Origin of the sequence: Yoonia maritima (genome assembly GCF_043641945.1) — a bacterium.
GTDB lineage: Bacteria > Pseudomonadota > Alphaproteobacteria > Rhodobacterales > Rhodobacteraceae > Yoonia > Yoonia maritima_B.
In genome coordinates this window covers 269,299-287,826 of sequence record NZ_JBHZRX010000001.1, presented here as the reverse complement: position 1 = coordinate 287,826, position 18,528 = coordinate 269,299, and the positions used below count along the sequence as shown (strand labels likewise).

Below are 18,528 nucleotides of genomic sequence, written 5' to 3'. Positions count from 1 at the left end.
CTAGGGAATCGATGATCGCATGAAACGTTATTCCGCCTTTGCCATCGCCCGCGAAGCTATGCGCCAGCACACCGGTTGGGACCGGGCCTGGGCCAAGCGTGAACCCAAGAAGAAATACGATGTAATTATCGTTGGGGCTGGCGGCCACGGTCTGGCGACGGCCTATTACCTTGGTAAGAACTTTGGCATCACGAATGTTGCAATCTTGGAAAAGGGCTGGCTTGGTGGAGGGAATACCGGTCGGAATACAACGATTATTCGGTCGAACTACCTTCAAGACCCATCTGCTGCGATCTATGAAAAGGCGCGCAGCCTGTATGAGACGATGTCGCAGGACTTGAACTATAATGTCATGTTCAGCCCGCGTGGTGTGATCATGCTGGCGCAAACCCAGCATGAAATTCGTGGCTATCAGCGCACAGCGCAGGCGAATGCGTTGCAGGGCGTTAAGACCGAGTGGATCGGTCCCCAGCGTGTCAAAGAACTATGCCCGATCATGAATATCGATGGCCCACGTTACCCCGTTCTGGGCGGCCTCTATCAGGAACGGGGCGGCACGGCCCGCCATGATGCTGTTGCATGGGGATATGCACGAGCCTGTTCAGACATGGGCATGGATGTCATCCAGCAATGCGAAGTAACCGGCGTTCGCCAAGAAAACGGCAAAGTTGTTGGTGTCGATACCAGCAAGGGACCGATTGATTGCGATAAACTGGGTATGGTTGTCGCCGGACACGCCAGCGTGCTTGCGCAAAAAGCCGGTTTCAGACTGCCGATCGAATCTGTCGCGCTTCAGGCGCTGGTGTCAGAGCCGATCAAACCCTGCATGGATGTCGTTGTGATGGCGAACACCGTCCACGGCTATATGTCCCAGTCCGACAAAGGTGAGATGGTCATTGGCGGCGGTACTGACGGTTATAACAACTACACCCAGCGCGGGTCGTTCCACCATATCGAAGAAACCGTGCGCGCTTTGGTCGAGACGTTCCCAATGATCTCGCGGCTTAAGATGCTGCGCCAGTGGGGTGGGATAGTGGATGTTACGGGTGACCGTTCGCCGATCCTATCCAAAACCCCGGTCGACGGCATCTTCGTGAACTGCGGTTGGGGTACGGGCGGGTTCAAAGCAATCCCCGGTTCAGGATGGGCCATGGCCGAGCTGATGGCCAAAGGGCAATCTCCGCTCACCGACGAATTCAGCATGTTCCGCTTCCGCGAAGGCAAGTTCATTGATGAAAGTGTTGCAGCCGGGGTTGCGCACTAATGCAACATGTTCTGGCTAATTCCAAACACGGCATTCGTATGGCATTCAAAAACCACGCGGCGGGTTTTGGCCTACCTGAGGTTGCGTATTCGGCTGTGAATAGCCAAATCCTTGCGGGGAATTTCGCTTATCTTCCATTGCTGTCAGGGATCGGCAAAGTGAACGCATCACAGCAAGGAGATGCGACATGCTTGATTTCACGAAAAAGCCTCAACGTAACCGGGGTGGGTTCTCATTCTTCTTCGGGGTTGGTGTCGCATTTGCTGCGATGCTTGCCGTCATTTTTGCGATGGGCCAAGCCTCTGCTCAGGCCGCTCCCCACGGTCCTGCGCCGATCTACCCCATCACTGTGTCTACGCTTGACGGCACGCCTGTCTCTTCAGGAGCAGGCACCTTTTAACTACTCTCATACTTCTTCCCAAGTCGTGAAAGGCGGGCGCAGCGATGCGTTCGCCTTTTGCTCGTGGGTTCTGCGTCCGACCCTAAATACCGAGGCTTCGCTATGCTGATCTTGCATTGTCCCTATTGCGGCGTTGATGCCGATGAAACTGATCTACACGCAGGCGGCCAAGCGCACCTGAAACGTGAAGGGCCGGGATCGTCGGACGAGGCATTCGAAGATTACCTGTTCATGCGCGAGAACCCAAAGGGCGTCCATTTCGAACGTTGGCGTCATGTCTATGGCTGCGGCAAGTGGTTTCACGCAGCACGCTGCACATCAACGCTAGAGGTGTTCGGAACCTATCCGGCCCAAACCCTAGAGCCACCACAAGACATCAAAGACAAGATCTCTGGGACGCGACCCGGCTGGTCATGGGGGATTTTTAGATGAGCACCCGTCTGGCCGGAATGGGCCGTTTGATTAATAATAACAAAGCCGTATCGTTTACCTTTAATGGAAAGCACTTGCGCGGATTTGAGGGCGATACGCTTGCCTCTGCACTGCTGGCGAATGACCAGATGCTGATGGGCCGTTCGTTTAAATACCACCGTCCGCGTGGCGTTGTGGCCTCTGGTGCCGAAGAACCAAACGCCTTGGTGAACCTTGGTGAAGGCGGGCAGTTTGAACCGAACCAGCGCGTCACCACGACAGAGCTGTTCGACGGCCTAACCGCGACCTCACAAAACCACTGGCCAAGTCTTGAGTTTGACGTCGGCGCGATCAACACTGCTTTCTCTCGGTTTTTGCCGGCTGGGTTTTACTACAAAATGTTCATGTATCCGCGTGCATTTTGGAAACATGTCTATGAACCGATCATCCGCCAGTCCGCTGGTTTGGGCAAAGCCCCTAAGGATCGCGATAGCAGCACCTATGAACATTTCCATGCGCATATCGATGTATTGGTCGTTGGCGGTGGTATCGCTGGGCTTGCTGCGGCGCTTGCTGCGGGCGAGCGTGGCGCTCGTGTTCTGTTGGTTGAACAGGGTGCATATTGGGGCGGCCGTGCGGTAGTTGATACGCCAAAGATCGACGATTTACCTGCAGAGGAGTGGATTAATAACGCCATTCAAACCCTTGAAAATATGTCAAATGTTGACTTACGTTTGCGCTGCATGGGGGCGGGTGTATATGATCATGGCTATGCCTTGGCCTATGAACGTCTTACAGATCACACGCCAGAGGTCGAAGGTCCACGCCACCGTTTGTGGCGCATTCGCGCCAAGCAAATCGTGACAGCAACTGGCGCGATTGAACGTCCACTATCGTTCGCGGGTAATGACATTCCCGGCGTGACCTTGGCTGCTGCCGTGCGCGACTATGTTGTGAACTATGGCGTGTCACTAGGCGACCGTACCGTCGTTGTGACAAATAACGACGACGCCTACCGTACGGCGATTGTACTGAAGCGAGCGGGGCTAGATATCCCAGCGATCATCGACGCCCGCGCTGAGGCGGAAGGCCCGTTGATTGATGAGGCGCGCAACCTAGGTATCCGCGTTGAGCTTGGCAAAGGCATTGCCAAAGTCAAAGGCGGCAAGCGCGTGAAATCGGTTGGTCTTTGTGCACAAGCTGGTGAAGGCGCGATCCTTGAAGAAATTGAATGTGATTGCGTTGCGATGTCTGGTGGTTGGTCGCCCGTCGTGCACCTGTGGTCACATTGCGGCGGTAAACTCGTGTGGGATGCAGATCAGGTGATGTTCCGCCCCGACCATGAAAAGCCGCCAACAGGTGCTGATGGGCAGCCATTTGTGAACACTGCCGGTATCGCGAACGGCCACCTATTCACGGCCGAGGCGGTTGCCGATGGCTGGGCCGCTGGTCGCGCGGCGGCCAAGGCGGCAGGTCACGCAAAGCGCGGTGGTCAGGCCCCGATGGGCGAGGACATCGAGGAAGGTCCGATTTCCGCGGTTTGGCTGATGCCGCAGGGTGCTAAACACGCGCTACGATCTAAGGCGTGGTTGGATTTCCAGAACGACGTTAAGGTTTCTGATGTGCAGCTTGCTGCCCAAGAAGGTTTTGAAAGCGTCGAGCATGCAAAGCGTTATACCACGCTGGGCATGGCGACGGATCAGGGCAAGCTAAGCAACATCAACGGTCTGGCGATCCTGTCAAAGTCGTTGAATGCGGATATCCCCAATGTGGGGACGACGACGTTCCGTCCACCTTACACGCCGATCTCTATGGGGGCGATTACAGGTGCTGCGCGCGACGAGCTGTTTCAGCCAATCCGGAAAACCCCTGTTTCTGACTGGGCCAATGCAAACGGCGCAGATAATGAACCCGTCGGCCAATGGCGCAGGCCCTATACCTATCTGCGTGGCGATGAAGCGGTGCATGACGCCGTGAACCGTGAGGTCCGTAATGCCCGTGAAAACGTCGGGTTATTGGATGCAACAACGCTGGGTAAGCTGATCGTCAAAGGCCCAGATGCGGGTAAATTCCTTGATCTGATGTACACGAACATGATGTCCACGTTGCCTGTCGGTAAATGCCGGTATGGTCTGATGTGTTCTGAAAACGGGTTCTTGATGGATGACGGTGTCGTTGTTCGGATGGATGACAACACATGGCTATGTCACACGACGACCGGCGGCGCTGAGCGCATTCACGCCCATATGGAAGACTGGCTGCAGTGCGAATGGTGGGACATGCAGGTCCATGTGGCCAATGTGACCGAACAATACGCACAGATCGCGGTCGTCGGTCCCAAGGCGCGCAAGCTCTTGCGTAAACTGGGTGGCGATATGGATCTGTCGGCTGAGGCGCTGCCATTCATGCAGTGGAAGGCCGGAAAAATCGGCGCATTTGACGCGCGCGTTTTCCGGATCAGTTTCTCGGGTGAATTATCTTACGAGGTCGCTGTGCCTGCCGGGCAGGGTGCGGCGTTCTGGGACGCACTGCTTGAGGCCGGAGAAGAGTTCGGCGTGATGCCTTACGGCACCGAGGCGCTGCACATCATGCGCGCTGAAAAGGGCTTTATCATGATCGGGGATGAGACTGACGGGACTGTGATCCCGCAGGATTTGAACCTGAACTGGGCGCTATCCAAAAAGAAAGAAGACTACATTGGCAAGCGTGCACACACACGCAGCCATATGGCTGATCCAAATCGGTGGAAACTAGTAGGCTTGGAAACTGTCGATGGGTCTGTCTTGCCTGATGGCGCTTATGCGATTGCCGAAGGCGACAACGAAAACGGCCAACGCAATACACAAGGCCGCGTAACATCGACCTATTATTCACCAACCCTAGATAAGGGGATCGCTATGGGGCTTGTCCATAACGGCCCCGATCGCATGGGCGAGGTGATTGAATTCAACAAGGTTGACGGCACAACCATAGCCGCAAAAATCGTCGATCCGGTGTTCTACGATAAAGAAGGGGAAAAGCAGAATGTCTAATGCAGTCAGCGCATTGAATGGCAAAGTTGCCCCAGGAGAAGTCACAATCCGGGAGGCAGGCCTGCGTGGCATGATCACGCTGCGCGGCGATCTGTCCGATAGCAAACTAAAGTCCGTTTGCACCGGACTTTCCGGCGCGGATTTCCCAATGCCCGGTCAGGCGAATTGCGTTGACGACAAAGGGCTGTGCTGGATGTCGCCGGATGAAATGCTGATCCTCGTACCATATGCCGAGGTCGACGCTGCATTGGAATTGATTGAAAAGAACCTGAAAAAGAAACACCATCTGGCAGAAAACGTGTCCGACGCACGAGCGCTGATCCTTGTCGAAGGGGCATATGCGCGCGATGTGATCGCAAAGCTCGCACCAGTCGATTTGCATCCTGATAGCTTTGCCCCCGGAGATTTCCGCCGTACGCATTTGGGGCAGGTCGCGGCTGCCTTTTGGATGCGAGACGATGATACGTTCGAGGTGATCTGTTTTCGCTCTGTTGCCGAATACGCATTTGGTTTGCTCGAGGCATCGGCCAAAGCGGGGCCCGTCCGATATTTTAGCTAGGCTAGAGCTTGCGCAAGGCATTCTTTGCGCAAATATAACTCTGCGTTACTGTGTCTTCATGAAGAGGTGGAGACACAGATGGCACACCGGCACGCTTGGCGAAATCTGATCCTATATATCTTGCTGGTTCTGGCAGTAGGCAACTTTGGCGGTGCAAACTTTCATAACTGGGATGGCCTAGGTGGGCTGATCTTCATTTTGTCCCCGGTTGTCATCGCCCTTGGTTTGCGCACGTTTGCTGGCGACGGTTGGGGTGATGCAGGTTTTGTGCCGCGTGGCGGGGTGATGCCCTATTTGATCGCTGCTGTAATCTTTCCACTGGCGATGGTTGCTGCGATTGCTCTTGGTTCCTTGGCGGGGCAAGTAACTGTCCTGCCAAACGCGTGGAGTGAGATGCAGGTTGTGTTCACTGCGGCAAGCCTTGGAATATTGTTTTACGCAATATGCGAAGAGATTGGCTGGCGCGGATATCTCGATCCGCGTCTTGCTGCGCTTGGCGTTGGTCCCTTGCTGCGTATACTGATTACGACAGTCGTTTGGGGCCTTTGGCACATCGGCTATATTTCGGCGCAGGACGAATATATGCATGTGCCGCTCCACATTTTTGTTCCGCTTAATGTTCTGGCGATGCTGTGCATGACGACGATCTACGCGGCGCTGCGCGCGGCCAGCAGTAGTTTCTGGCCGGCCGCAATCGCGCATGGCATTGCGAACATCCTAGCGTGGCCATTGATAGGTGGCACGGTGATCAGCGAGGCAGATAGTCTAGTGTTTGCGCCTCGGCCAGAGGGGCTGATAGTGCTTGCAGTGCTGGCGATTTTCGCGATTTTAACCGCGCGTAAATGGTTGACGCAGCCAGTCGTTGCGCCGACACATTGAGAAATTTTTAGCGACCAGATTTGGCGTCATCCGCAGCTGGATTCGCGGGTATGCCCCTGTCGTGAACGCAAAATAGCAGATCAATATTTCGCTCTTGGTGTATATAATCAAGGGCATTCACGATACGTTGGACTGAGCGGGCGAAGATGCGGGGCAGTGCAGTTTATGTGCACCTTTGAACAGCGGTATGTGGATTTGGTATCCCTACGCGTACTAGCCCTTGACGTTGCGCCGCCATGTGACATGTATCATTGTATCCTGTCCTCAACACAGAAAGTTAAGACAATGGCATTTACACTCCCTGATCTTCCATATGCTCACGATGCGCTTGCTGCCAAAGGCATGTCAGCTGAAACGCTCGAGTATCACCACGATCTGCACCACAACGCCTATGTCACCAACGGTAACGCTGCGATTGCTGGCACCGAATGGGAAGGCAAGTCTCTCGAAGAGATCATCAAAGGCACCTACAACCCAACGGCTGTGGCGCAAAACGGTATCTTCAACAACATTTCACAGCTTTGGAACCACAACCAGTTCTGGGAAATGATGAGCCCGAACGACACAGCGATCCCAGGTGAGCTTGAAAAAGCGCTGAACGAGAGCTTTGGCTCTGTAGACGAATTCAAAAAGCAGTTCTCTGCTGCTGGCGCTGGTCAGTTTGGTTCTGGCTGGGCTTGGTTGGTAAAAGACACCGACGGCAGCCTGAAAGTGACCAAAACAGAAAACGGCGTGAACCCACTTTGCTTTGGTCAGACTGCGCTGCTTGGTTGTGATGTGTGGGAGCACTCATACTACATCGACTTCCGTAACAAGCGTCCTGTCTACCTGACCAACTTCCTAGATAACTTGGTCAACTGGGAAAACGTTGCAGGCCGCCTGTAACACTATCCTGAAAAGCTGATTTGAAGGCCCGTCACGCATCGCGTGGCGGGCCTTTGTCTTGAAAATTGCCAAGCGCATACACACATATATTTAGCTAGACTATTAATAACTAAAACTATTTTCGCGCAAATCATGCGCATCTAGCCACGCGTTCCCGCATTCAGCAGGAAAACGCATCGCCTGACATTCGGCAAGAAGATCACTGCGAATGCTTTCGCAGCGTTGGTCGTGGTCTGCCGTGAGAAAACCGATCTTTTGAAAGGAAACCAGTTTGATCCTATTGCGTAGCTTTCCGCTTTCATTGTCCATCTTTTGGCGCTTTTTGCTCGTTTTGCCGCTATGGATCGTATTCTATCTCGTGATTACGACGTTCTCTGTCTTTGGCAGTCTGATGCTCATTGGTAGCAATCTGATTGTAACGATTTTCGCGATGATCGTTATTCCGTTCGTGATGACGGCGATCGTCTATATTATTTCGATGCACCCTTACCTTATTGGGATCAGGATAGGTTTGCGGGTACTCGGTTTTAGAACGGACCCCTCGCAAAAGAGGCTGCTTATCGGTGCGACAGGCTATGGGTTACTCGAGGCAATCGTCGCATTCATATTTACATCAATCCTGTTTGCGGGGTCCTTGATTTTGCTACGAAGCGAAGTGGGCTTGTTGGCAGCATTGCAGGTTGATCCAGCGGTTGACCCGATCGCGACCCTATCAAGGGAACTGGCCTTTGGTGCGATGACGGTACTTTCGTTTCTAAGCGCCGTTGCCGTGATGGCGTTGCGCGCTGCTATACTTCCAGCGCTCGCGAATTTTGCGGCAGGGCGTAGCCCCAATGGCGTTTCGTATTCATCGGTTGATGGGTTCGGGGCTAACTTCGTCATGATGATGGCTTTGTTGCTGATGATCACTGCTATCTCTGCTGTGATTATTCCGGTCGCGGGCGATGCCTTTGAATACCTAGGCCTGACGAATGTTTTGACGAATGAACTGGGCGATATTGTTCTTTTCGTCTTTGGCGATAAGGATGTGTCTTTCACGATGCTTCACGCATTCATGGTGGCCACTGCCATTCTAGTATCGATCTGGCTGTTTTGTCTGCAATGTGCAGGAGCGGCCCTTAGCTATGCAAGCCGCGCTGAACAAAGTGTATCGCGCCGCGAGGTTGCGGTTCAGGCCCAACAGGCACGCTCAGATGATATCGGTGAATTGCTTCGCTCTCGGATGCCGAAGCATCCAAAATAACAGAGCCGAACTTTGTGGGCATTCACTTACCACCGCGCTTGAACACAAACGATGAAACCTATTCGCCCGTCGGCTGTTGTTAGGCTGATGGGCTCGCGCGGGAACCCCATAGGTTGGTCTCATACCAAAGGGCGAATTGATGTGGGTCAATGCTTTCGTGCCGCTCGGGCGTAAACGTTTAGCAGCATAGGCCGCTGCGAAAAGGCACATCATCAAGACGCCCGACGCATGCCAAAGATATCAGCCAACGCTGCATAAAGATTAACAAACCATTTCAAACGGAGGATAGGATCAATGACAAAGCTACGCAAAGGGACATGGGTGCTGGTTGCCGACGGTGAGAAGGCCTTGTTCTTGGCCAATAAGACCGACGGCGAAGATCCGTTTCTACAAGTCGTTCGCAAGAAACAGCAAGATAACCCCGCCGCTATCGCACAATCAGAGAGCCGGCCGGGGCGGGTTAGCGATGGTGGCCACGGGCAGAAATCTGCTTTGGAAGAAACCGATTGGCATGAGCTGGCGAAGGATCGTTTTGCTGCAGATTTGGCTGAATTGCTATATGGCTATGCGCACCACGGCGACTTCGATCGGATCGTCTTGGTCGCTGCCCCTCATGTCCTAGGCGAGCTGCGAGACCAATTACACCAAGAAGTATTGGACAAGGTGGTTGCCGAAATCCCCAAGACGCTCACCAATCATCCGCTGAACGAGATTGAACAAATCGTAAAGTCCGACATCGCGGCCTAATCACGTGTGGACAATGGCTTGGACCCGTGGGACACCTGCGGGTCTTTTATTCTGAGGCCACAATGTCCGGACCTTCCTTAGCTGAAATCAACCATGCCGCCGCTGCCCTAAAGGGTAGGGTAATCGAAACGCCCGTACTGCCGTTAGCTTCGGCGCGGTGGAACGGTGTTTTGCCCGACTGTGAAAGTGTAACGGTTAAGCTAGAGCTGTTTCAGCAAGCGGGTTCGTTCAAGGCGCGCGGTGTCTATTTGGGGCTTAGCCAGTTGGATGACGCCCAGCGCGCTGCTGGTGTCGTTGCAGCAAGTGGTGGGAATCATGCATTGGCTGTGTCGTGGGCGGCGCAGGCTGCGGGCCTAGATGCGCTGATCTGTATGCCGCGTGCGGTTGACCCGTCACGTATTCAAGGCTGCGAGGCCTTGGGTGCCACTGTTCAGTTATACGATGACATGGCAGCCGCCTTTGCCGCGATGAACGATGCGGCTGACGCAGGCCGTACCTTGATGCACCCGTTTGAAGGTGAGCATATGACGCTTGGTTCTGCGGTCTGCGGTGCAGAATACTATGCCCAAGCACCACAGATTGATACCTATGTCGTACCCATCGGGGGTGGGGGGCTGATTAGCGGGATGTCCTGCGCGATCAAACAGCTGAACCCGAAAGCGACTGTCATTGGTGTTGAACCATTCGGTGCGGATAGCATGTACCGCAGTTTTGAGGCAGGTGCGCCTGCCACGCTTGACCGGGTCGATACCATCGCCGATAGCCTAGGTGCGCCCTATGCAATGCCGTATTCCTATAGTGTCGCGCGGGAAAACGTGGACTGCATTGTGCGTGTCGAAGATGCTGAACTGCTAAATGCGATGAACCACTATCAGCGGATACTGCGGATCACGGCTGAACCGGCCTGCGCTGCGTCGCTTGCTGCTGTGCTCGGGCCGTTGCGTAATGAACTGGCTGGACGGCATGTTGGGATTATCGCTTGTGGGTCGAATATCTCGATTTCGCGGTATGCTGCGTTGATGGGTGATCTTGCGCAATGACCGACACGGTCAAGGGTATCATCGCGATTGTTGCGACCTGCGTGATCTGGGGGCTATCCCCGATCTATTACAAAGCATTGTCACATGTACCCCCGCTAGAGGTGCTATCGCATCGCGCGCTTTGGTCGTTTTTGCTGTTCGCGGTGATCTTGGTCGTTCAGCGCCGTTTTGGTCAGATGTTTGGCCTGATCCGCGAACAGCCTGTACTGATGGGACTGGCCGCGCTGATGATCTCAGCGAACTGGTTTCTGTTCATCCTATCGTCGCAGATTGATCGGTCGACTGAGGCGAGCGTGGGGTATTACATCTATCCGCTGCTATCGGTGTTGATCGGGCGCTTTGTCTTGTCAGAGCCGCTCAGCCCCCTGAAATGGATTGCGATTAGTTTGGTCTTTACTGCGGTGACAGTGCTGACCCTTGGGCTTGGCGTTGTGCCATTTGTGGCGCTTTCACTGGCTGTGACATTCGCAATCTATGGGCTGATCAAAAAGGGCGTGTCGGCAGGGCCAGTTCTAACGGTCGCGACCGAAGTCACGCTTGTGCTGCCGTTGGCCGTAATCTGGCTGGCAGGCGTGCATTTTGCTGGGTTCGAAGGGTTTAAGCCGACCACAGGCGGGGCGTTCGGCAGTAACTGGCGTGATAGTATCTTGCTGATCTGCGCGGGGCCGATCACGTCGATCCCACTACTGATGTTCAGCTATGGCGCGCGCCGGGTGTCGATGGCGACAACAGGCATCGCGTTCTACATCAATCCAACCCTCCAGTTCTTGGTCGCCGTGCTGATCTTTGCAGAGCCATTCGGCACCGTGCACATGATCGCATTCCCAATGATCTGGGCAGCGGTGGTTCTGTATTCGGTGACAGCAATCCGGCAGGACAGGGCGGCACGTTAGGTTTTGCCAAGTAAGCGGCCAAGGAATGAGCGTGGTTTTGGTACCTGTACGCTCGGCATTGTGAGCTTCGGAGTTTCATCCGTAGCCTCTTGCTCTTTCACAAACTGCAAGCCTGTTAGATTGAGTTTCATCAATCTCTCGGCGAACTCATCCGAGAACATGCGATCAGAATAGGCTTTGTCGACCCAAGCATGGCGTCCGCCAATAGCTTCGCTTGAAAAGACAATGCGGTCGTTTTCTCTCTGACCCAATGGGCTTGGATCCCACCACCCACGTTCGCTTAGTGGTGGGTAGCAATGCTCTCTACTGAGCGCACGAATACGGTGACAAGCGACAAACCAATACCGCAATGCGACCATCTCACCTTTGACATAAATCTCCATTGGCCAGAATTGATGAACGGCGGGTTCCAGCTCTTCCAACAGATCTTTGAGAGACTCGCATACTAGCAAGCTCCCACCCAGATAAGTTTCGACGTCCAACAACGGGACGCGATCAATACTCCACGGTTCACGGCTAAGCTTTGTCGGAATATGATCAGGTTTCAACGGTCGCCCCACGGCTCCGGTACCATCTACTATTCGATGCCCGTCATCCTGTGAGTTATCAACCAGTCTTATCAACGATCGATCACCATCCATATCCTCAAACGACGAGTTTCCTCGGCGTTCTTTGGCGTGAAAGCTTTCCTCAGGAAGTGGATGACCGCCTGTGATGAAATAAGCCATTATGGCTCCCTAACGATCTAAAGGGCTTCTTTCAGCGTCACCTCAAGCGATGCCACGTCAGGTACGATCGACACAAAGGACAGGATATCGTCGCCGGCAAAGCCCTCCTTCACGACGTGTTCTAGCAATGCCCAAAGCGGGTCCCAGAAACCGTCGATATTTAGCAGTACGATTGGTTTCGCGTGGAGTTTGAGTTGCCGCCAAGTGAGCGCCTCAAAGAATTCATCCAGTGATCCGGCCCCGCCGGGCAGTACGACCACGGCGTCGGCGTTCATAAACATCACCTTTTTGCGTTCGTGCATCGTTTCGGTGATGACAAAGCTATCAAGGTCGCGCTTGCCGACTTCCCAATCCATTAGGTGGGTGGGTATGACGCCGAATGTGTTGCCGCCTGCGTCTTGGACCGCATTTGCGACCCGGCCCATTAGCCCGACATCCCCTGCGCCATAGACCAGTCGCCAGCCATTTTGCACCAGCATTTCGCCGGTTGCTTTCGCAGCCTCTGCGTATGCGGGAGCAACGCCATCGCGGGACCCGCAATAGACACAAACGGATTTAGGAAATGTGGACATGGGCAACCTTTTTGCGCAGCTAAACTTTGACGCCTGATTGTGGCGTTGTTACGGTGACTTAAGCATGTGCGGTAGGGACGCCGATTACAATGGCTTGTTAGGGGAAAAGACGTGACCGAAGAAACCAAATCAAACGCCGTTCCACTTGCGCTGGGCGCAGTTGCCGCCGTTGTCGTGGGGGTGGGCGTTGTGATGTTCGCGCCGCAGCCGGAAAGCGTTTCCGCGAGCAAGGTGGAAGAAACTCCCGGTCAGGCGAATACCGAAGTCGTCGCAGTGCCAGAGCCAGAGACGGTCGCGCCAACCCCACCCGCCGTGCCGAAACCAGTCGGCCCCGAATTCGATACCTTCCGTGTCGAGGCAGACGGCAGCATGGTGATCGCAGGCCGCGCAGAGCCCGGGCAGGTGGTAGCGATTATGCTTGGCGGCGTAGAGCTTGAGCGCGCGACTGCAGATGCCTCTGGTAATTTTGTTGTCCTTCCGATGGCAGGTCCGTCAGCGACACCGCGTGGTTTAACGCTAATCGCTGATCCGGATGGCAAGGCCGTGCGATCCGAGACCAGCTATATCGTTGCTCCAATTGCGGAACCCGAAGTTTTCGTGGCCGAGGTGGAGCCGCCGAGGCAAGAGCCAGAACCGATCCCAAGCACCACATTTGATACAGTCATTGCTGCGCCGGAAACCGCACCTTCCGCACCAACGCCGCCGCCCTTGCCGGAAATTGATGCGACGCCAACGACCGCGCCCGAAATTCCCTCTGCGCCGACTGTTTTGCAGGCTGATGCCGAAGGTGTCCGGGTTGTGCAATCAGGCCCGAGCCTTGAGGCGCCCAACGTTGGCCTAGATGCGATCACCTATGACCCACAGGGCGAAGTGCAACTGTCTGGCCGCGCCACGGGCGATGGCTCTGTGCAGATTTATTTGGATAACGAGCCCGTCACGACCTCGCCCGTGATGGAGGGTGGAGACTGGCGTATCGATCTGCCTGATGTCCAAACCGGTGTTTATACGTTGCGCGTGGATGAGGTGGACAATGAAGGCACGGTCGTGTCCCGCCTAGAGACGCCATTTAAACGTGAAGAAGCGGCCGATGTAGCTGCGGTGTTGGCCGAGGAAACCACGGAAGCAGGTTTCGACGTGGCTGTCCGTACCGTTCAGCCTGGGTCGACGCTTTGGGCGATTGCCGAAGCGAACCTGGGCAACGGCATCTATTACGTGCAGGTCTATGAGGCGAACAGCGACCTGATCCGAGACCCTGATTTGATCTATCCGGGCCAAATCTTCCGCATTCCTGAGGTTAATCAATAATCCTGTAGGTCTGGTATTCGCGCGAACGGCATCCTAACTAAGGGGGCTGCTAGCCGGAGTGCCACACATGCGTCATCTATCTACGACCTCTGCCAATCTCGATAATACCAAGGTGCAGGGGTGGGATGTGATCCGTCGTGTTGCACCGTACCTATGGCCAGCCGGGCAAACTTGGGTGAAACGCCGCGTTGTGCTCGCCATGGTGGTTTTGTTCACAGCAAAGCTAATCGCAGTCACGACCCCATTGTTTTACAAGCAAGCCGTTGACGCACTGGCCCCAGAGGGCGCATCGGCTGCGACGTTCTTGGGCTTTGGCGCAGTTGGCCTGACATTGGCCTATGGCATTGCGCGGCTAATGAACGTCGGCTTTCAGCAGCTACGCGATGTTGTGTTTACGCCCGTGGGGCAGCGTGCGCTGCGGCAGCTCGCGCTTGAGACATTCACGCATATTCACCGTCTTTCGATGCGTTACCACATCATGCGTAAAACAGGCGGGTTAAGCCGCGTGATTGAACGCGGTGTGAAGGGCGTCGAATTCTTGCTTCGCTTTTTGCTATTTAGCATCGGTCCGTTGGTGCTGGAACTGCTGATGATCGCTGCGGTTTTGTTTTTCCTTTTTGATGTGTGGTACTTAGCTGTCGTTTTTGTCACGATATCGCTTTACATCGCCTTCACGTTCAAAGTGACTGAATGGCGGGTGAAGATTCGCAAGGTGATGAATGAACAGGATACCGACGCCAACCAAAAGGCGATTGATAGCCTGCTGAATTTCGAAACCGTCAAATACTTTGGTGCCGAGAAATGGGAGGCTGATCGTTACGATAGCGCGATGGCCGAGTACCAAAAGGCGGCTATTCGTACCAACTATTCTTTGGCCTTTCTGAACTTTGGGCAGTCGTTCCTGATCACCAGTGGCCTTGTTGCTGTCATGGTGATGGCGGCGATTGGTGTCGAACGCGGTGATCTAACAGTGGGCGACTTCGTTATGGTCAATGCTTACATGATCCAAATCACGATGCCGCTGAATTTCCTTGGGACTGTGTACCGCGAAATTCGCCAGGCATTGATCGATATGGGCGACATGTTTGATCTGCTCGAACAACCCGCCGAGGTCCAAGATAAGCAAAGTGCCAAGCCGCTAGCTGTCACTGGCGGGCAGGTCACGTTGGACAACGTTGCTTTTGGCTATGATGCAGAGCGCCCAATTCTGAAGGGCATAGACCTGACAATTGAACCTGGACAAACCGTTGCGATTGTTGGGTCGTCTGGTTCGGGGAAGTCTACCATTGGCCGTCTGTTGTTCCGCTTTTATGATGTGAATGGCGGTGCCTTGCGTATTGACGGCCAAGATGTACGTGACGTGACCCAAGACAGTCTACACGCTCAGATCGGTGTCGTGCCGCAGGATACGGTGCTGTTTAACGACACTGTGCATTACAACATCGCTTATGGCCGTCCTACTGCTTCCGAGGATGATATCATTGCAGCAGCGAAGGCCGCAAAAATCCACGATTTTATCGTCAGCCTACCTGATGGTTACCAAACCACGGTTGGCGAACGCGGCCTAAAGCTGTCGGGTGGTGAAAAGCAGCGGGTCGGCATTGCGCGGACGTTGCTAAAGAACCCACCGATTCTGCTACTGGACGAGGCGACATCGGCGCTGGACACGCAGACCGAGATGGAAATTCAGGCAGAGCTGAAGGCGATGGGGCAAGGGCGTACCGTCATTACGATTGCGCACCGCTTGTCGACGATTGCCGATGCAGATCAGATCGTCGTACTCGAAAATGGCGTGATCGTTGAGCAGGGCAAACATGATACGCTGTTGGCGCAGGCCGGACGTTATGCGAATTTATGGAACCGACAGTCCGAAGAGGAAGTTGCCTTACTGTAGCGTCACAATGCGCGGGTAGGGCAACATGCAGCAAGAGACACCAGTTTCGGATATCGTCGACAAAATCGATGAGACTGTGACTGACGATAACGTCAGAGCAGAAGAGCTCCTTGGTGCTTTTGGCCACAGTGCGTTGCTGCCAACGCTGATTGTTCCGGCTTTGCTGGTCACTTCACCGCTTAGCGCTATTCCGTTCTTTTCGTCGCTTTGTGGTATCGCAATAGTCCTGATCGCGATCCAAGGTGTGTTCGGTCGTGCGCAGCCGTGGCTGCCCCAGTTTCTACGCCGCCGCCGACTGCCTGCTGAAAAGACGCATAACGCGACTAAGACCATGGGGCGTGTCGCAGGTTGGCTGGATGCTGTGACCCACCAGCGCCTTCAGTTTCTTGTTGTCGGACCTGCGCGGCCCGTCATCTATTTGATATGTGCCTTAGCGGCGTCAATGATTCCGCTGTTAGAACTGGTGCCGATGTCATCATCGTTGATTGGGGCAGGGGTATCGTTGCTTGCAATTGGTATGCTTGCCCGTGACGGCATATTTGCTGTCGTCGGTTTCTTGTTTGTTTGCAGTGCGATGGCGCTGCCTTGGTTCATTTTTGCACAGGGCTCTGCGCTCTTGACCTGATTGCCAGATCATTCCATCGGGAATAACGTGACAGCGATTCACACAATTTCAGGTCCTCCCATGTCCATGTTACGCGCTGCCCTTATTCTAGGGCTTCTTTCCGCTGTTGGTCCCTTTGCAATCGACATGTATCTTCCCGCTATGCCCGCGATTGCCGCTAGTCTGAACGCCGATGTTTCGGCAGTTCAGCTAACGCTAACCGGTTACTTCGTCGCCTTTGGTCTTGCGCAGCTATTCTATGGCCCGTGGGCTGATCAGGTCGGGCGCAAGCTACCGCTTTATACCGGGATCGGTATTTTTATCATCGGTTCGATTGGCTGTGCGACAGCCCCGACCATTGGTTGGCTTATCGCTGCCCGTGCCGTCCAAGGGCTAGGTGGTGCTGTATTGATGGTTGTGCCGCGCGCGATCATTCGGGACATGCACACGGGAACCCAAGCCACAAAGCTGATGGCAATGGTTATGCTCGTGATTTCTGTGTCGCCCATGCTTGCCCCACTTGCGGGTAGTGGCCTGATCGCGCTGGGCGATTGGCACATCATCTTTTGGGTGCTGGCCTTTGTCGCAATGCTAAGCTTGGCACTGGTCGGGACTGTATTGCCTGAAACATTGACCGAAGAACACCGGGTGAAAGTGAACTTCGCCAACCTTTGGCAAGGCACCAAAGTCCTGATGCGTGATCCAGTCTTTATGGGGCTGACCTTGATCGGTGGCTTTGGATTTTCCAGCTTTATGGTTTTCATCGCCAGCGCGGCGTTCGTCTATACCGAAGAATTTGGCCTTAGCCCAACAGGGTTTAGCATTGCCTTTGCTGTAAACGCGCTGGGCTTTTTCGGTGCCTCGCAGCTGGCAGGACCACTGGGCGAGAAATTTGGTATTCTGGCGGTGATGCGCTGGGCGATCATCGGGTTTGCAGGATTTACCCTTGTGTTGCTGCTGATCGGTCTCGCAGGTTTCGCGAGCCTCTACGTCATCATCGCGGGCCTTTTCTTGGCCAATGCTTGCCTTGGCCTCATTCTGCCAACGACAATGGTGGTTGCACTTGATCCGCATGGCGACATTGCCGGCCTCGCGTCCAGCCTTGGTGGAACGCTTCAGATGGTTACTGGTGGCGTGATGGTCGTCATCACCGGATTGTTCTTTGACGGAACAGCTGTTCCGATGATCGGGGCAATCGCACTTTGTGCTGTTCTGGCGCTTGTTTTGGCGCTGCGAACGCTGGGCATTATGTCGAAAGAACAAGCCGCATCAGCAGCTGCAAGCTGATAAATTTTCTGTGTAATGTTGATTAGGCGCCCCTCGGGGCGCCTTCTTACTTGTCCATCTGGCCAGCTTCACGATATGAACGCCCAAACAGCGTATCGCATTTTGCGTTAATTGGGGGCCAAGGTGAGCAACTCGGACAGTTTTATCGATGAAGTCACCGAAGAGGTGAAGCGCGACAAACTCTATGGACAAATGCGGAAATACGGCCCGATTGCCGTTGCATTGGTGTTGGCGCTTGTCGGTGGGGCAGCTTGGACAGAGTATCGCTCTGCCAAAGAACAAGCCCGCGCCGAAGCCGCTGGTGACGCAATCTATGCCGCGCTTGACGAAGCTGACGCAGCTACACGGGCGACTGCCTTTGCAGATATGCCGTTGGAAGGCGGTGCAAATGCTGTTGCGGCGCTGATGGCGGCATCTTCCCAAGTGGAAGCAGGCGAGATAGACGCAGCAGCTGACATTTTGAATGGTTTGGCAGCGGATGATACAGCTCCGCAAATGTACCGCGATTTGGCGGCGTTAAAAGCCGCGATGCTGCCGAACGACGACACAGCAGCCAAGATCGCAGCGCTGGAGCCATTGGCTCGTCCTGGCCAGCCTTACTATCTACTTGCAATGGAGCAAATCGCTTATGCCCAACTGGGTAACGGCGAAACCGAAGCCGCGTTGACCGTTCTGCGTCAAATCGAAGAAGACGCTGCCGCGTCGCGGGGCTTGCGTGAACGTATACAAAATTTGATGATTGCTTTGGGTGAACCGATGCCCGAGCCTGTGACGCAATAGCACCC

At 54.5% G+C, this 18,528-nt stretch carries 18 protein-coding genes; 16 read left to right on the top strand and 2 right to left on the bottom strand.

Annotated elements, in window-relative coordinates; genetic code table 11:
- Positions 1-19: 19 nt before the first annotated feature.
- The 11 genes from ACHUEV_RS01545 (at position 20) to rarD (ending at position 11,353) form a co-directional block, all read left to right on the top strand.
- Positions 20-1,264 carry a sarcosine oxidase subunit beta family protein gene (locus tag ACHUEV_RS01545; RefSeq protein WP_394177306.1) on the top strand — a complete coding sequence of 415 codons (1,245 nt, stop codon included), beginning with the start codon at positions 20-22 and terminating at the stop codon, positions 1,262-1,264.
- Positions 1,265-1,451: 187 nt separating this feature from the next.
- Positions 1,452-1,664 (top strand): hypothetical protein, encoded by a 213-nt coding sequence (locus ACHUEV_RS01540; RefSeq protein WP_394177305.1) that lies wholly within the window; start codon positions 1,452-1,454, stop codon positions 1,662-1,664.
- Between the two features lie 102 nt (positions 1,665-1,766).
- The gene (locus ACHUEV_RS01535; protein ID WP_394177304.1) at positions 1,767-2,096 is read left to right on the top strand and encodes a sarcosine oxidase subunit delta; all 330 of its coding nucleotides are present in this window, start codon (positions 1,767-1,769) and stop codon (positions 2,094-2,096) included.
- Entirely contained in the window at positions 2,093-5,107 is a 3,015-nt protein-coding gene (locus ACHUEV_RS01530) for a sarcosine oxidase subunit alpha family protein (RefSeq protein ID WP_394177303.1), read from the top strand. The genes ACHUEV_RS01535 and ACHUEV_RS01530 overlap by 4 nt, the downstream gene beginning before the upstream one ends.
- Positions 5,100-5,666, top strand: a complete 567-nt coding sequence (locus ACHUEV_RS01525) for a sarcosine oxidase subunit gamma (RefSeq protein ID WP_394177302.1) — start codon at positions 5,100-5,102, stop codon at positions 5,664-5,666. Before ACHUEV_RS01530 ends, ACHUEV_RS01525 begins: the two co-directional genes overlap by 8 nt.
- Positions 5,667-5,744: 78 nt before the next feature.
- The gene (locus ACHUEV_RS01520) at positions 5,745-6,545 is read left to right on the top strand and encodes a CPBP family glutamic-type intramembrane protease (protein WP_394177301.1); all 801 of its coding nucleotides are present in this window, start codon (positions 5,745-5,747) and stop codon (positions 6,543-6,545) included.
- 285 nt (positions 6,546-6,830) lie between these two features.
- The gene (locus ACHUEV_RS01515; RefSeq protein ID WP_394177300.1) at positions 6,831-7,430 is read left to right on the top strand and encodes a superoxide dismutase; all 600 of its coding nucleotides are present in this window, start codon (positions 6,831-6,833) and stop codon (positions 7,428-7,430) included.
- Between the two features lie 271 nt (positions 7,431-7,701).
- Positions 7,702-8,673, top strand: coding sequence for a hypothetical protein (locus ACHUEV_RS01510; protein WP_394177299.1), 972 nt, complete (start codon positions 7,702-7,704; stop codon positions 8,671-8,673).
- A 294-nt stretch (positions 8,674-8,967) separates the two neighbouring features.
- The gene (locus ACHUEV_RS01505; protein WP_394177298.1) at positions 8,968-9,420 is read left to right on the top strand and encodes a host attachment family protein; all 453 of its coding nucleotides are present in this window, start codon (positions 8,968-8,970) and stop codon (positions 9,418-9,420) included.
- Between the two features lie 62 nt (positions 9,421-9,482).
- On the top strand, positions 9,483-10,460 hold the full coding sequence (locus ACHUEV_RS01500; RefSeq protein WP_394177297.1) for a threonine ammonia-lyase: 978 nt from the start codon (positions 9,483-9,485) through the stop codon (positions 10,458-10,460).
- Entirely contained in the window at positions 10,457-11,353 is an 897-nt protein-coding gene (gene rarD, locus ACHUEV_RS01495) for an EamA family transporter RarD (protein WP_394177296.1), read from the top strand. The genes ACHUEV_RS01500 and rarD overlap by 4 nt, the downstream gene beginning before the upstream one ends.
- On the opposite strand, the gene ACHUEV_RS01490 is transcribed toward rarD, so the two are convergent.
- Complete coding sequence (locus ACHUEV_RS01490) at positions 11,350-12,081, bottom strand: imm11 family protein (RefSeq protein ID WP_394177295.1); 732 nt, start codon at positions 12,079-12,081, stop codon at positions 11,350-11,352. The genes rarD and ACHUEV_RS01490 overlap by 4 nt on opposite strands.
- 17 nt (positions 12,082-12,098) lie before the next feature.
- Positions 12,099-12,653 carry an LOG family protein gene (locus ACHUEV_RS01485; RefSeq protein WP_394177294.1) on the bottom strand — a complete coding sequence of 185 codons (555 nt, stop codon included), beginning with the start codon at positions 12,651-12,653 and terminating at the stop codon, positions 12,099-12,101.
- A 111-nt stretch (positions 12,654-12,764) separates the two neighbouring features.
- Here ACHUEV_RS01485 and ACHUEV_RS01480 point away from each other — a divergent pair, with 111 nt between their 5' ends.
- The 5 genes from ACHUEV_RS01480 (at position 12,765) to ACHUEV_RS01460 (ending at position 18,523) form a co-directional block, all read left to right on the top strand.
- Positions 12,765-13,958 carry a LysM peptidoglycan-binding domain-containing protein gene (locus ACHUEV_RS01480; protein WP_394177293.1) on the top strand — a complete coding sequence of 398 codons (1,194 nt, stop codon included), beginning with the start codon at positions 12,765-12,767 and terminating at the stop codon, positions 13,956-13,958.
- 67 nt (positions 13,959-14,025) lie between these two features.
- Positions 14,026-15,852: an ABCB family ABC transporter ATP-binding protein/permease gene (locus ACHUEV_RS01475; protein ID WP_394177292.1), complete on the top strand. Its 1,827-nt coding sequence runs from the start codon at positions 14,026-14,028 to the stop codon at positions 15,850-15,852.
- 25 nt (positions 15,853-15,877) lie between these two features.
- On the top strand, positions 15,878-16,477 hold the full coding sequence (locus ACHUEV_RS01470; protein ID WP_394177291.1) for an exopolysaccharide biosynthesis protein: 600 nt from the start codon (positions 15,878-15,880) through the stop codon (positions 16,475-16,477).
- Positions 16,478-16,543: 66 nt separating this feature from the next.
- On the top strand, positions 16,544-17,743 hold the full coding sequence (locus tag ACHUEV_RS01465) for a multidrug effflux MFS transporter (protein WP_394177683.1): 1,200 nt from the start codon (positions 16,544-16,546) through the stop codon (positions 17,741-17,743).
- Between the two features lie 123 nt (positions 17,744-17,866).
- A complete protein-coding gene (locus ACHUEV_RS01460) occupies positions 17,867-18,523 on the top strand; it encodes a tetratricopeptide repeat protein (RefSeq protein WP_394177290.1) in 657 nt (218 codons plus the stop codon).
- Positions 18,524-18,528: the final 5 nt, after the last annotated feature.